The sequence below is a fragment of the Mycolicibacterium doricum genome (assembly GCF_010728155.1).
Lineage (GTDB): Bacteria > Actinomycetota > Actinomycetes > Mycobacteriales > Mycobacteriaceae > Mycobacterium > Mycobacterium doricum.
This window is the reverse complement of sequence record NZ_AP022605.1, coordinates 1,688,169-1,702,128: the sequence shown is the minus strand read 5'-3', so window position 1 is coordinate 1,702,128 and position 13,960 is coordinate 1,688,169. Positions and strand designations below refer to the sequence as shown.

Genomic DNA, 13,960 nt, shown 5'->3' with positions numbered 1-13,960 from the left:
CGACAGGTTCGTGAACCGGCTCGAGGCGACGGGCAGCTAGGCGAGCTCGATGAGCTCGCGGTACTCCTCGGACCAGTAGTCCTCGGTGCCGTCGGGAAGCAGCACCACGCGCTGCGGTTCGAGTGCCTCGGCGGCACCGGGGTCGTGGGTGACGAGCACGACGGCGCCCTGGTAGCTGCGCAGGGCGTCGAGGACCTGCTCACGGGAGGCCGGGTCGAGGTTGTTGGTGGGTTCGTCGAGCAACAGCACGTTGGCCGTGGACGCGACCAGACCGGCCAGCGCCAATCGCGTCTTCTCACCACCGGAGAGCGTGCCCGCCGGCTGCTCCAGCTGCGGCCCGCTGAACATGAACGCACCGAGGAGCCCGCGCAGCTCCTGCTCACCGGTGTCGGGGGCGGCGTGCCGGATGTTCTCCCACACGCTCGCCTGGCCGTCGAGGGTGTCGTGTTCCTGGGCGAAGTAGCCCATCTTCAGCCCGTGTCCGGCCTGCAGACCTCCGGCGTCGGGGGTCTCCACCCCGGCCAGCAGACGCAGCAGCGTGGTCTTGCCCGCGCCGTTGAGCCCGAGGACGACGACCCGGGAACCGCGGTCGATCGCCAGGTCGACGCCGGTGAACACCTCGAGCGACCCGTAGTTCTTGGTGAGGCCCTTCACCACCAGTGGCGTGCGACCGCACGGCGCCGGTGTGGGGAACTTGATCCGCGCCACCTTGTCGGCCACCCGTTCCTCGTCCAGCGACGCCATCATCCGGTCGGCCCGACGCAACATATTCTGAGCGGCAACAGCTTTGGTGGCCTTGGCACCCATCTTGGCGGCCTGCGCCCGCAGTGCGGAGGCCTTGCGCTCGGCGTTGGCCCGCTCCCGGCGCCTGCGCTGCTCGTCGGTGGCCCTGGCGTCGAGGTATTTCTGCCAGGTCATGTTGTAGACGTCGGCCTCGGCGCGGACCGCGTCGAGGAACCATACCCGGTTGACCACCGCGGCGAGCAGGTCCACGTCGTGGCTGATCACGACCAGCCCGCCGGTGTGGTTCTGCAGGAAGTCCCGAAGCCACGTGATGGAATCCGCGTCAAGGTGGTTGGTCGGCTCGTCGAGCAGCAGTGTGGTGTCAGAGCCTGAAGCACCAGAACCGCTGTCGCCGGCGGCGAACAGGATGCGCGCCAGTTCCACCCGGCGCCGCTGACCGCCCGAGAGCGTGCGCAGCGACTGGGTCAGCACCCGGTCGGGCAGTCCAAGGCTCGCGCAGATGCGGCCGGCTTCACTCTCGGCCGCATAGCCGCCAAGCGCGGCGAAGCGCTCTTCCAGCTGGCCGTACCGGCGCACCGCTTTGTCGCGGGCGGCGTCGTCGGCCACCTCTGCCATCAGGACCTGCTGCTTCTCGAGGTCGGCGAGCAGCGTGTCGAGCCCACGCGCCGAGAGCACCCGGTCCCTGGCCAGCACATCGAGGTCGCCTTCGCGGGGGTCCTGCGGCAAGTAGCCGACCTGCCCGCTGCGGGTGACCGTGCCGGCGTAGGGCTCCCCTTCGCCGGCGAGAATACGCATGGTGGTGGTCTTCCCCGCGCCGTTGCGTCCGACGAGGCCTATCCGGTCGCCGGGCTGCACGCGCAGCGTCGTGCCCTCGGTGTAGAGCAGCGTGCGCGCCCCGGCGCGGACCTCCAGGTCCGTTGCGGTGATCACGGGCGCGGCTCCTCATGCAGGGTGGGACTCGTGCAGGGTGGTGGGACGGGATTCTGGCGCGGCGAAGCCGGACGCAGACATGGGCTACCTGGGAGGCTACTTGCCTGCCCACATAGGGCGCCAACTCGCTACCGCGGTAGTGGCAATGCTCACGGTTTGCCGTCGCTGAACACGCCGCAACTCGTCCACGTCACTCCGGCTGACCGTTCTCCTGCTCGGCCATCGCGGCGTCGATGTCGAATTCCTTCACCTTCTGCACCAGCTCCTCGAGCGCGGCGGGCGGAAGGGCACCGGCCTGGTTGAACACCAGCTTGCCCTTCTTGAAGGCCATCAGAGTGGGAATCGAACGGATGTCGGCCGCGGCGGCGAGCTGCTGTTCGGCCTCGGTGTCGACCTTTGCGTGCACGACGTCGGGATGCTTCTCGGACGAGGCGGCGAAGGTCGGCGCGAAGGCGCGACAGGGCCCGCACCAGGACGCCCAGAAGTCGACGAGCACGATCTCGTTGTTGATGATGGTCTCGTTGAACCGCTCTGCGGTGATGTCTTGGGTAGTCACGAAGGTCCCAACGCCGGTCGCGGGTGAAGTGTTCCCTGGCCCAAGGCCCGAAAACACCAGCTCAGCCCCGCGGCTGGCGATCGTCGCGCTCGGCCTCGTCGAAGTGACCGCTTGGCCAACGCCGCGGCGAGCGCGGAGTTCAGTAGCAGTTCCCTGGGGCGGGCGGCCACCACGTCAGCTCGATGAGGTAGACGCAGGAGGCGACGGTCTCGCGCACCAATCCGGTGACGGCGTCGACCACCGCGGTCACGAGCGCGACGACCAGAACCACCGCCACACCCAGCCGTACCGATACAGCGGTTCCGCCGAGGCGCGCAGTCCGGTGTCGTAGTCCAGGACGCCGCGGGCCAGTCCGGGATCGCCGACGGGGTATCCGCGGCGGGCGGCCCGCACGACCGTCACCCGGTCAGCGGGGCTGAGTTCGTCGGCGCCGGACCAGTAGCGGTTCATCCGCCGCACCGTCCAGACACCGACGAACGCCCCCGTGACGACGAAGACCACGCCCCGCGCCAACAGCATGCCGGAGTCGAGCAGCGCGAGCGCTCCGAAGAACAGCCCGCCGTCGCACCGATCAGCACTCGCGCGCGATCGGACCGCCGGCCATCCGGTGGCGGGAACGGTCATCACGACGTGATTGTCATCCGCCGGACGGCGTCAGGGACTCAGACCGTGAAACCGAGTGCCCGTAGCTGTTCGCCACCGTCCTTGGTATAGCCGCTCGTCGTTCGTCTGGTTCCGACCGTACGTTCCGCCACTGCCTACTCGCGGTGATCGACGCTTCGGCGCAAGTCACTAGCGGGTCGACAGGCCCTCGGAGGGGTGACGCGGAATCAACGCCGCCGGTGCCGCGTTGTACACCTGCGTGGCTATTGACGATCTGTTTCGACCGCTCACTGTCGGTTCGCTGACTGTCTCCAACCGGTTCGCGATGGCGCCGATGACCCGGCAGGCGTCGCCCGGCGGCATCCCGGGCGCCGACGTCGCCGAGTACTACCGTCGCCGCGCCGCGGGCGGCGTGGGGCTGATCATCACCGAAGGCGTCCGGCTGCCGGATCCCACCTCCGGCTACCCGTCCTCCATCCCCACGCTCGCCGGCGACGACGTCCTCGCGGGCTGGTCACGCGTCCTCGACGCGGTCCACCGGGAGGGCGGCACGGTCGCCGCGCAGCTATGGCATCAGGGCGCGCAGCGCGAGGATGCCGACGGTGTCGTCCCGGTCAGCCCCTCGGGCGTGGACGGACTCGGTCAGCCGCGGGGACGCGCGCTCGAGACCGACGAACTCCCACGGATCGCCGAACTCTTCGCCGAAAGTGCGCGGACAGCGCGGGAGGTCGGCTTCGATGCCGTCGAGTTGCACGGTGCCCATGGGTATCTGCTCGACGAATTCCTCTGGGAGCGGACGAACTTGCGCACCGACGGCTACGGCGGATCTCTTGCCGCGCGCACCCGGTTCCCGGCCGAGGTCGTGGCGGCGGTCCGCGCGGCAGTCGGTCCGGATTACCCGATCGTCTTCCGGTTCTCCCAGTGGAAGGGCACCGACTACGCGGCGTCCATCGCCGACGACCCGACGCAGCTGCAGGACCTTCTCACCCCGCTCGCCGAGGCCGGGGTGGATGTCTTCCATCCTTCGACGCGCAGGCACTACGTCCCGGCGTTCCCCGACCATGACGGTGAGCTGAGCCTGGCGGGGTGGACCAGGAAGGTCACCGGGCTGCCGGTGATCGCGGTCGGCTCCGTCGGTTTGGAGACCCAGTTCCGCAGTGAGAAGCAAGGCCAGGTCATCCAGCCAGCTTCCGTCGATCGCCTCGTCGAGCAGTTCGACGGCGGTGAGTTCGACATCGTGGCGATCGGCCGGGCGCTGCTCGCCGACCCGGCGTGGGTGAACCGCCTGCGTGACGGCGAACTCGACGGCTTCGCCGGATACAACCCCGAGGTGGCGCTGGCGAAACTTGCCTGAGAGCTTCGCGATTGGCTACGGTGACCGCATGCCGCTCGCGTGCACCGCATCCCACGGCCTGACGTCATGAGCTCGCCCCGATGCGCGTGGACGACCTTCCCGTCGTCGACACCGAGGTCCTGGTCGTCGGGGCGGGCCCGACCGGCTTGATGGCCGGTGTGGTGCTCAACCGTCGCGGAGTGCCTGCGGTGGTGGCCGATCGCAAAGCCGGGCCGATCCGGGAGTCCCGGGCGTTGGCGGTGCAGGCCCGCACAATGGAGGTCTACGACCAACTCGGTGTGGCCGACACCGTGCTCGAAAAGGCCTACCCGGCATCGCGGATCCAGGTCGGCGGGTCCGGCGGCGGCGGCCCCGACCTCGTGGCCCTGCAGGACGGGGCCACCCGGTTCCCGGGTATCCAGATCTTCGAGCAGAGCCGTAACGAGGAGGTGCTCGTCGCGGCTCTCACCGCAGGCAACGGTGACATCCAGTGGCGGCATCGGCTGATCGACCTCGTCGACCACACGGCAACACCGGGCGGCCGGGTCGAGGCATTACTGGAGGACGCCGCCGGTGGCCTCCTGCGCATCCGGGCTCGGTGGTGCATCGGCGCCGACGGGACTGCGTCAGCGGTGCGGCGCGAGCTGAACCTGCCCTTCGAGGGCACAACGGACGAGGCGACGTTCTGGGTCGCCGACGTGCGCGACGTGAGCGGAGTGCCCGACCAGGCGCTGAACTTCAGACCGGGCAAGCGGACCTTCGCGGCGGTGTTCCCGCTCGGACCCGAAGGTCACGTCCGGCTGCTGGGGCTGGCCGACAAGGACGCGATCACCGAAGACGAGGCGCTCGCCACCGTGCGTGCCGAGTTCGGGCTGACCCACGGGACGGTGGAGTGGTTCTCGACGTACCGGGTGCACCACCGGGTGGCGGCCAGGTTCCGCGTCGGATCGGTCTTCCTGGCCGGCGACGCCGCACGCGTGCACTCTCCGGTCGGCGGCCAAGGGATGAACACCGGTCTGCAGGACGCCCACAATCTGGCCGTGCCCGCGCGCTTCGCCGCCCCGGCCCGCAAACCCATGCTGCACGTGCCCGCCCACTGGGCCTGGCAAGCCGGATGGACAGCCCTGTGGGACAACGTCATCGGGCTACTCGACCGCGCAACCCCGCGCCGCCTGACCCGACCGGTCAGTCCCTGCCCACCCTGCCATCCCAGGCCCGACCCGACCCGAGGACCTCGCAACAGGAAAAGCTGGTACAAACCAGCGGATCACGCATGCGCCCACGCGAGACACTCAGCCGCATTTCAGGGCAACCACGCCGACGGCACGTCGATGTCCACGAACATCCGTTCGTCGGCCCCGGCCAGCAGCGGGGTGCGCGCCGCCAGCGCCACCAGATGTGCGCGGGCCACCGCGGCGAGCTGGTTGGCGTGTCCAAAGGTGAACTCGCGCAAGAAGATCCCCAACGTGGATGGCGCATACACCTCGTCGAACACCCGCGGTGTGCCACCGGCGCGCAGCACGTTGCCATCGTCGATGCTGTCCGCACCGCAGGCCATAGCCGCGATGATCGAGGTCAGCTTGCCGACCGGGTTCACCGCCCCGGAGCGCACCCGCGTCGACGGCAGGTCCACATGCTCGCCGATCAACTCCGAAAGCCCCGTCCGCTCAGCCAGTTCAGCACCGGAACCAATCCCGCAGCCGACAGCAGATTCCGTTCGTCGAAGACCGCCGAGTCCACCGTAAACGTATACGATGATCGCACCGAAAGTGCCTTCCCGAACGTTGGACAAAACGACTTCACCAATCGCTATTGTCCTAGTCCAGAAGGCACTTTCGTTGTTCACACGCCGATCACGTCACCGGTCCTATCCATTGGTAGTCAGGGGCGCGGTGTCTGCAGAGCAGGCCCGTTTCCCCATCCCCTTTCAATCCGTGCGTTCGATTTTCCCGCACACGGCTTACCGATGATCTTCTAGACACGGTTACGCTGCCTTCGGGTAGCGATTAGTGCCGCGAAGCCGGTGCAGGCCGTGACCGTTAAACCACTCCTCAGTCCACTGACCGGCCTGGCCGGCACGCAGATTGCGGCCCCGCTTCTTAACCATTAAGCGAAACAGCCTCCTGGTGACATACCAGTCGATCTGGCGGAACTTGTCGGCGGCGTTACCGGTGCGAAAATAGTTACCCCAGCCGCGCAGGATCGGATTGATGTCCGCGATCACAACACGGATATCCGTTCCGACGCGGTTGCGGCCGGTCCGTTCCCGGACCTTGTCCCGCAGCCGAACCATCGCCCGCTGCGAGGGCCAACGATGCAGGTAGTACCGCACAATGCGGCGCTGCTCCCACAACCGCCCCGACATGCGAGCCCGGAAATGACAACCCAGAAAATCCAGGCCCTCACACCCGTCGCGCAGGTCGACCACCTTCGTCTTGTCCGGATGCAGCCGCAGCCCCAAAGACGCCAGGATTTCTCCCACCGCCGCCAAGGCGTGCTCTGCTTGTGCCGCACCGCGGCACAACACCACGCCGTCATCGGCGTAACGCACCAACTCGCCCACCCCACGGGCAGCCAACTCGGTGTCGAGCACGTGCAGGTAGATGTTGGCCAGCAACGGGGAAATGACCCCGCCCTGCGGTGTGCCAGCGACCGTCCGCTGCACCACACCGTCAACCATCACCCCTGCCTACAGCCACAACCGCAGCAGTTTGAGCACCCGCCGATCCGAGACCCGCCTGCTGACCTCCGCCAGCAAACGCTCGTGGTCGATCTCGCCGAAGAAATTAGCGATATCGAACTCCACCACGAACCGATAGCCCTCGATGAACCCGGTACGCAACCGTTCCATTGCCTGCGTCGCCGACCGCTTCGGCCGAAACCCATACGAGCACGGCGCAAAATCCGCCTCGAAAATCGGTTCCAACACCAGCTTGGCCGCCTGCTGAGCCACCCGGTCCCGCACCGTCGGTATCCCCAACGGCCGCTTACCACCTTGTGGTTTGTCGATCTCCACCCGACGCGCAGGCGCCGGGTGATACACGCCCTCGCGAAGGTCATGGCGCAACTCTCGCAACATGCATCGTCCAGATCGTGTCGGAGTCTCCCGCGACGAAGTGCGCGCCGAAGACCCGCGGCCAGGGCCATGGCAGGAACGGGTAGAACACCAGTTTGGTGCCGGCGCTCTGGTTGCGCGCTGCACGAGTGGTTAGGCGATCGCCACCGCGGCCGTGACTGCCGTGCATCACTGAGGTGTGGAATCACCGCCAACGTCAGCACCTCGGCGTCGCCGATGCGGGGGACGAACCCCACTTTGGGTCTGGGTGGTACCCGTTCAGGGAACGCTGATCCTGGATGCTCTCACGCCGTCAACCCCATACGACACACCAGTCACACCCCTTGGAATCACTCATCTAGACGGTGAAGCCGAGCGCACGAAGCTGTTCGCGACCGTCCTCGGTGATCTTGTCCGGCCCCCATGGCGGGTTCCACACCCAGTTGATCTTGATGTCCTTGACCAGGCCCGCGCCGACGAGCGCGGTGCGGGACTGATCCTCGATGACGTCGGTCAGCGGGCACGCCGCCGAGGTGAGCGTCATGTCGATGAGCGCCACGTCGCCGGCGTCGCCCTTTTCGACGTCGAGTCCGTAGACCAGTCCGAGATCGACGACGTTGATGCCGAGTTCGGGGTCGACGACATCGCGCATCGCCTCCTCCAGGTCGGCGAGCAGTTCCTCGTTGGGTGCGGTCATCTCTTGTCCTCCGAATCGTGCGACGCCTGGGCCACGGCGTCCTTGAAAGCCATCCAGCCGAGCAGCGCGCATTTCACGCGTGCCGGATATTTCGAGACGCCGGCGAAGGCAATGCCGTCACCGATCACCTCTTCGTCCGCTTCGATGGCGCCCCGGGACGACACCATCTCGGTGAACGCGGCGACGGTCTTGAGCGCATCGCCGACGGACTCCCCGATCACCAGGTCGGTGAGCACCGACGTCGACGCCTGGCTGATCGAACAGCCCTGCCCGTCGTAGGACACGTCGGCCACCGTCTCACCGTCGTCGGCCAGCGCCACTCGCAGCGTCACCTCGTCCCCGCAGGTGGGGTTGACGTGATGCACCTCGGCGCCGAACGGTTCCCGCAGCCCGCGGTGGTGCGGGTGCTTGTAGTGATCGAGGATCACTTCCTGGTAGATCTGCTCGAGCCGCACGCGAAACCTCAGCTCGTGCCGAAGAATTCGACGGCGTGCCGGACACCGGCCACCAACCGCTCGACCTCGTCGAGGGTGTTGTAGACCGCGAACGACGCGCGCGCGGTCGCGGTGATGCCGAACCGGCGGTGCAGCGGCCACGCGCAGTGGTGCCCGACGCGCACGGCCACACCGTCGTCGTCGAGGACCTGACCGACGTCGTGGGCGTGGATCCCGTCGACGACGAAGCTCACCGGCGACCCGCGGTCGGTCATCGACAGCGGCCCGACGATGCGGACGCCGTCGATGCCCGAAAGTCCTTCCAGCGCAGCGGCGACCAGGTCGGCTTCATGCGCCTCGACCTCCGTCATCCCGATCGTCGACAGGTAACGCGCCGCCGCCGCTAGCCCGACGACCTGCGAGGTCATCGGCGTGCCCGCCTCGAAGCGCTGCGGGGCGGGCGCGTAGGTGGCGCCCTCCATGGTCACCGTCTCGATCATCGAACCGCCGGTGAGGAACGGCGGCATCTGCTCGAGCAGCTCACGGCGGCCGTAGAGCACACCGATCCCGTTCGGCCCCAACATCTTGTGACCGGAGAACGCGCCGTAGTCGACACCGAGGGCGTGGAAGTCGATCGGCTGGTGCGGGACCGACTGGCAGGCGTCGAGCACCGTCAGCGCCCCCACCGCCTTGGCGCGGGACACCAGTTCCGCGACGGGGGCGAGAGCGCCGGTCACGTTGGAATGGTGGCTGAACGCCACCACCTTCACGCGTTCGTCGAGCTGCAGTGAGTCGAGATCGATCCGACCGGCCTCAGGCCCATCAGAAGTGACCGAGTACCACTTCAGCGTCGCCCCCGTCCGCCGGGCGACTTCCTGCCACGGGATCAGGTTGGCGTGGTGCTCGAGTTCGGTGGTGACGATGACGTCGCCCGGACCGACGGCCCGGCCCTCGAATCGCTCATCGCCCAGCACGTAGGCGACGAGATTGAGCGCCTCGGTCGCGTTCTTGGTGAACACCAACTCGTCGGTGTCGGCGCCGACGAACGCCGCGATGTCGGCGCGGCCGGCCTCGTAGGCGTCGGTCGACTCCTCCATCAACTGGTGCGCGCCGCGGTGCACCGCGCCGTACGACGTCGTCAGGAACTCACGCTCGGCGTCGAGCACCTGCAGCGGACGCTGTGACGTCGCGCCGGAATCGAGGTATGCCAGCCGGTTTCCGCCGCGCATCACCCGCTGCAGGATCGGGAAATCCGCGCGGATGCCCGCCACGTCCAGCCGGCTCGCCGCGGTCGTCATGGCAACAGCCCCCTTCAGGCGCCCGTCGAAGCAGCCTGCGCGGCGAACCGCTCGTAGCCGTTGGCGTCGAGCTCGTCGGCCAGCTCGGGCCCGCCGGACTCGACGATGCGACCGCCGACGAACACGTGCACGAACTGCGGCTCGATGTAGCGCAGGATGCGGGTGTAGTGGGTGATCACCAGGACGCCGCCGTCGTTGTCCTGGGCGTAGCGGTTCACACCCTCGCTGACGACCTTCAATGCGTCCACGTCCAATCCGGAGTCCGTCTCGTCGAGGATCGCGATCTTCGGCTTGAGCAGCGCCAGCTGCAGAATCTCGTGGCGCTTCTTCTCGCCGCCCGAAAAACCTTCGTTCACACTGCGTTCGGCGAACGACGGGTCGATGGACAAAGCCTCCTGGGCGGCCTTGACCTCTTTGATCCAGTGCCGCAGCTTCGGCGCCTCACCGCGCACGGCGGTGGCGGCGGTACGCAGGAAGTTCGACATCGACACCCCGGGCACCTCGACCGGGTACTGCATGGCCAGGAACAGCCCGGCACGGGCGCGTTCGTCGACGCTCATCGCGAGCACGTCGCGGCCGTCGAGGGTGATCGATCCCGACGTCACGGTGTACTTAGGGTGGCCGGCGATTGCGTAGGACAGCGTGGACTTGCCGGAGCCGTTGGGCCCCATCAAGGCGTGGGTCTCCCCCGAGTTCACGGTCAGGTTGACGCCCTTGAGGATCTCCTTGGCACCGCCGTCGGCGCCGCTGGCGTCCGCGCCCGCGGCGACGGTGACGTGGAGGTCCTTGATTTCGAGTGTGGTCATGACTGGTTGTTTCCTTCAGTGAGGGCTAGCTCGCGTTCGATGGCGTCGGTCAGGCGCTCACGCACGGTGGGTACGGCGATCTTCGAGATGATCTCGCCGAAGAACCCACGCACGATGAGCCGCCGGGCCTGACCCTCGGGGATACCGCGGGCCTGCAGATAGAACATCTGCTCGTCGTCGAAACGGCCGGTGGCGCTGGCGTGTCCGGCGCCGACGATCTCGCCGGTCTCGATTTCGAGGTTGGGAACCGAATCCGCCCGGGCGCCGTCGGTGAGCACCAGGTTGCGGTTCACCTCGAAGGTGTCGGTGCCGGTCGCCTCCGCGCGAATCAGCACGTCGCCCACCCAGACGCTGTGCGCGTCGGGTTTGTCGGACTTCGGGTCCCCTTGCAGGGCACCCTTGTAGAGCACGTCGGACTTGCAGTTCGGGTGCGCGTGGTCGACGAGGAGTCGCGCTTCGAGGTGCTGACCGTCGTCGGCGAAGTAGGTGCCCAGCATCTGGGCGTCCCCGCCGGGTGCGGTGAACCGCACGGTCGCCGAGGTCCGCACGAGGTTCCCGCCGAGCATGACGTTGACGTGGCCGAGCACCGAATCCTTGCCGAGACGGGCGTGGTGGGCGCTGACGTTGACCATGTCGGCGGCCCAGTCGGCGATCCAGATGACCCCGAGATTGGCGGCGTCGCCGACGATGATCTCGACGTTGTCGGCGTAGGTGCCGCTGCCGCGCAGGTCGACGACGACGGTGGCCCGTGCCAGTTCCTCGACCCGGATCTGCAGATGCCCGTAGGCGACCTTGCCCTCGCCGGGTCCGGCGACGGTGACCTCGATCGGTTCGGCGACCACGGTGTCACGCGCGACGGTCACCACGGTTGCGGACTGCAAAGACGAGTACGCCTGGGCCGCAATGCGGTCCGCGGGTGCACCGCCCTGGCCAAGCCGCTCGTCGCTGGGCGCCACGGTCTCGACCGTCACACCGGGCCGGTGCGACACCTCGATGCGGGCGGTACCGGACGCGACAGCCGAACCGTCGTGCAACCCGCGCAGCCGCCGCAGGGGGGTGAACCGCCAGATCTCGTCGCGGCCGCCGGGCACCTCGAACGCGTTGACGTCGAATGAGGTGAAGGCCTCACCCTTGTTGGCGTTCAGTATCGAACCCGGTTTGGCGGCACCCTCGACCGTGTCGGTGAGATTCTCCGTCACTAGCCGACAGCCCCTTCCATCTGCAGCTCGATGAGACGGTTGAGCTCCAGTGCGTACTCCATCGGCAGTTCCTTGGCGATGGGCTCGACGAAGCCGCGCACCACCATCGCCATCGCCTCGTCCTCGGTGAGGCCGCGGCTCATCAGGTAGAACAGCTGATCCTCGCTGACCTTGGAGACGGTCGCCTCGTGACCCATCGTGACGTCGTCCTCGCGGATGTCGACGTACGGATAGGTGTCGCTGCGGCTGATCGTGTCGACAAGCAGCGCATCGCATTTCACGCTCGATCGGGAACCGTGCGCACCCTTGTTCACCTGGACCAGACCACGGTAGGAGGCCCGGCCGCCGCCACGGGCCACCGACTTGGACACGATGTTGCTCGAGGTCTGCGGAGCCAGGTGCAGCATCTTCGCGCCGGTGTCCTGGTGCTGGCCCTCACCGGCGAACGCCACCGAGAGCACCTCGCCCTTGGCGTGCTCACCGGTCATCCACACGGCCGGGTACTTCATCGTGACCTTGGAGCCGATGTTGCCGTCGACCCACTCCATGGTGGCGCCCGCCTCGGCGCGGGCACGCTTGGTGACCAGGTTGTAGACGTTGTTCGACCAGTTCTGGATGGTCGTGTACCGGCAGCGGCCACCCGGCTTGACGATGATCTCGACGACCGCGGAGTGCAGCGAGTCACTCTTGTAGATCGGTGCGGTGCAGCCCTCGACGTAGTGCACGTAGGCGCCTTCGTCGACGATGATCAGCGTCCGCTCGAACTGGCCCATGTTCTCGGTGTTGATCCGGAAGTAGGCCTGCAGCGGGATGTCGACGTGCACACCCGGCGGCACGTAGATGAACGAGCCACCCGACCACACCGCGGTGTTGAGCGCGGAGAACTTGTTGTCCCCGGCTGGGATGACGGTGCCGAAGTACTGCTTGAACAGCTCGGGATGCTCGCGCAGACCGGAGTCGGTGTCGAGGAAGATCACACCCTGGGCCTCGAGGTCCTCACGGATCGAGTGGTAGACCACCTCGGACTCGTACTGTGCGGCGACACCGGACACCAGCCGCTGCTTCTCGGCCTCGGGGATGCCCAGCTTGTCGTAGGTGTTCTTGATGTCGGCGGGCAGGTCGTCCCACGTCGCGGCCTGCTTCTCGCTGGACCGCACGAAGTACTTGATGTTGTCGAAGTCGATGCCGTCGAGGTCGGAGCCCCAGGTCGGCATCGGCTTCTTGTCGAACGTGCGCAGCGCGCGCAGCCGGATGTCGAGCATCCACTCGGGTTCGTTCTTCTTCGCCGAGATGTCACGTACGACGGCCTGGGACAGTCCGCGCTGCGCGCTGGCGCCCGCCGCGTCGGAGTCGGCCCAGCCGTAGCCGTAACGGCCCAGCGAGGCGATGGCCTCCTCCTGCGACAGCGGCTCACCGATGGTGTGTTCGGGCGTGACGCTCGTCGTGTCCGGGGTGGCGGTCATGTCGACGCTCCTTGGTCGGTCGGGACGGATCCGGCGCGGGCTGTGCGCCGGAGTGGTGGTGTCGTGTCGGGCAGAAGCGGCACGTGGGTGGTGCAGGCACAGTCGCCGTTGACGATCGTGGCCAGGCGCTGCACGTGGGTGCCGAGGATCTCCGAGAACGCCTCGCGCTCGGCCTCGCACAGCTCCGGGAACTCCTCGGCGACGTGTGACACCGGGCAGTGATGCTGACAGATCTGCACACCGTCGATCGGACCGCTGACGCGTGCGGTGGTGGTCGCGTAGCCGGCCTCGGTAAGCGCATCGGCCACCTGCTCCGCAGTTGATTCAACACCGTCGACCCCCTGGGTTACTCCCGAGAGGATGGTGTCGATCCGCCGGCGGGCGAAAGTGCGCACGGCGTCGTCGCCGCCGATCTCCCGAAGCTGCCGCATCGCGGCAGCCGCCAGGTCGTCGTAGGTGTGGCCGAGCTTGGCACGTCCGGCCGCGGTGAGCCGATAGCGCTTGGCCGGACGGCCCCGGCCGGTGTGCTGCCACGCCGCGGCCGCGGCGGCCTGTGCGTCGCCCGCGTCGATCAACGCGTCCAGGTGCCGGCGCACGCCCGCGGCGGAGATGCCCAGCCGTTCGCCGATCGCCGATGCGGTGACCGGACCCTGCAGCAGCATCTGGATGATCGCGCTGCGGGTGTGCCCGTCCGAGACGTGCGCGGCAGGCACGCCGACAGCCTCGGTTGGGATTTTCACAACACCATTGTGACGGAATTCGACGAACGGTTCCACCAAGGCCACCCTTAACGGAGCGTGGCCATGTCCATGAGGGGCCGTACGCCCGGCGGCTACTCTGCT

General features: G+C 67.6%; 13 protein-coding genes and 3 pseudogenes. 2 read left to right on the top strand and 14 right to left on the bottom strand.

The annotated features are described in order from the left end of the window. Positions 1–36 precede the first annotated feature (36 nt). From G6N07_RS08485 to G6N07_RS08475, 4 genes are all read right to left on the bottom strand, one after another. Positions 37–1,674 (bottom strand): ABC-F family ATP-binding cassette domain-containing protein, encoded by a 1,638-nt coding sequence (locus tag G6N07_RS08485; protein ID WP_085191534.1) that lies wholly within the window; start codon positions 1,672–1,674, stop codon positions 37–39. Positions 1,675–1,864: 190 nt separating this feature from the next. Continuing rightward, a complete protein-coding gene (gene trxA, locus G6N07_RS08480; protein ID WP_085191532.1) occupies positions 1,865–2,230 on the bottom strand; it encodes a thioredoxin in 366 nt (121 codons plus the stop codon). 139 nt (positions 2,231–2,369) lie between these two features. Further along, positions 2,370–2,501: a hypothetical protein gene (locus G6N07_RS20710; RefSeq protein ID WP_263858035.1), complete on the bottom strand. Its 132-nt coding sequence runs from the start codon at positions 2,499–2,501 to the stop codon at positions 2,370–2,372. Then, positions 2,477–2,857, bottom strand: a complete 381-nt coding sequence (locus tag G6N07_RS08475; protein ID WP_235849793.1) for a hypothetical protein — start codon at positions 2,855–2,857, stop codon at positions 2,477–2,479. The genes G6N07_RS20710 and G6N07_RS08475 overlap by 25 nt, the downstream gene beginning before the upstream one ends. A 235-nt stretch (positions 2,858–3,092) precedes the next feature. Between G6N07_RS08475 and G6N07_RS08470 the strand changes: the two genes are divergently transcribed. Both G6N07_RS08470 and G6N07_RS21190 read left to right on the top strand, forming a co-directional pair. Further along, the gene (locus G6N07_RS08470; RefSeq protein ID WP_085191530.1) at positions 3,093–4,187 is read left to right on the top strand and encodes an NADH:flavin oxidoreductase; all 1,095 of its coding nucleotides are present in this window, start codon (positions 3,093–3,095) and stop codon (positions 4,185–4,187) included. 80 nt (positions 4,188–4,267) lie between these two features. Further along, positions 4,268–5,308: pseudogene (locus tag G6N07_RS21190) on the top strand (FAD-dependent monooxygenase); the annotation flags it as partial. A 185-nt stretch (positions 5,309–5,493) separates the two neighbouring features. Here the strand turns inward: G6N07_RS21190 and G6N07_RS21185 are convergent. The 10 genes and pseudogenes from G6N07_RS21185 to G6N07_RS08425 form a co-directional block, all read right to left on the bottom strand. Then, positions 5,494–5,930 (bottom strand): annotated as a pseudogene (locus tag G6N07_RS21185) (IS1380 family transposase); the annotation flags it as partial. A gap of 220 nt (positions 5,931–6,150) precedes the next feature. Further along, positions 6,151–6,459, bottom strand: a complete 309-nt coding sequence (locus G6N07_RS20235; RefSeq protein WP_235849801.1) for a group II intron maturase-specific domain-containing protein — start codon at positions 6,457–6,459, stop codon at positions 6,151–6,153. A gap of 42 nt (positions 6,460–6,501) precedes the next feature. After that, positions 6,502–7,245: pseudogene (gene ltrA / locus G6N07_RS20230) on the bottom strand (group II intron reverse transcriptase/maturase); the annotation flags it as partial. Positions 7,246–7,579: 334 nt separating this feature from the next. Then, positions 7,580–7,918 carry a metal-sulfur cluster assembly factor gene (locus tag G6N07_RS08455; RefSeq protein ID WP_085191528.1) on the bottom strand — a complete coding sequence of 113 codons (339 nt, stop codon included), beginning with the start codon at positions 7,916–7,918 and terminating at the stop codon, positions 7,580–7,582. Beyond that, on the bottom strand, positions 7,915–8,373 hold the full coding sequence (gene sufU / locus G6N07_RS08450; RefSeq protein WP_085191526.1) for a Fe-S cluster assembly sulfur transfer protein SufU: 459 nt from the start codon (positions 8,371–8,373) through the stop codon (positions 7,915–7,917). The genes G6N07_RS08455 and sufU overlap by 4 nt, the downstream gene beginning before the upstream one ends. A gap of 8 nt (positions 8,374–8,381) precedes the next feature. After that, positions 8,382–9,650 carry a cysteine desulfurase gene (locus G6N07_RS08445; RefSeq protein WP_085191524.1) on the bottom strand — a complete coding sequence of 423 codons (1,269 nt, stop codon included), beginning with the start codon at positions 9,648–9,650 and terminating at the stop codon, positions 8,382–8,384. Positions 9,651–9,664: 14 nt separating this feature from the next. Beyond that, positions 9,665–10,456, bottom strand: coding sequence for a Fe-S cluster assembly ATPase SufC (gene sufC / locus G6N07_RS08440; protein ID WP_085191522.1), 792 nt, complete (start codon positions 10,454–10,456; stop codon positions 9,665–9,667). Beyond that, positions 10,453–11,655 carry a Fe-S cluster assembly protein SufD gene (gene sufD / locus G6N07_RS08435; RefSeq protein ID WP_085191520.1) on the bottom strand — a complete coding sequence of 401 codons (1,203 nt, stop codon included), beginning with the start codon at positions 11,653–11,655 and terminating at the stop codon, positions 10,453–10,455. The genes sufC and sufD overlap by 4 nt, the downstream gene beginning before the upstream one ends. Further along, positions 11,655–13,118 (bottom strand): Fe-S cluster assembly protein SufB, encoded by a 1,464-nt coding sequence (gene sufB / locus G6N07_RS08430; protein WP_085191518.1) that lies wholly within the window; start codon positions 13,116–13,118, stop codon positions 11,655–11,657. The genes sufD and sufB overlap by 1 nt, the downstream gene beginning before the upstream one ends. After that, positions 13,115–13,858 (bottom strand): helix-turn-helix transcriptional regulator, encoded by a 744-nt coding sequence (locus G6N07_RS08425; protein ID WP_263858034.1) that lies wholly within the window; start codon positions 13,856–13,858, stop codon positions 13,115–13,117. The genes sufB and G6N07_RS08425 overlap by 4 nt, the downstream gene beginning before the upstream one ends. Positions 13,859–13,960: the final 102 nt, after the last annotated feature.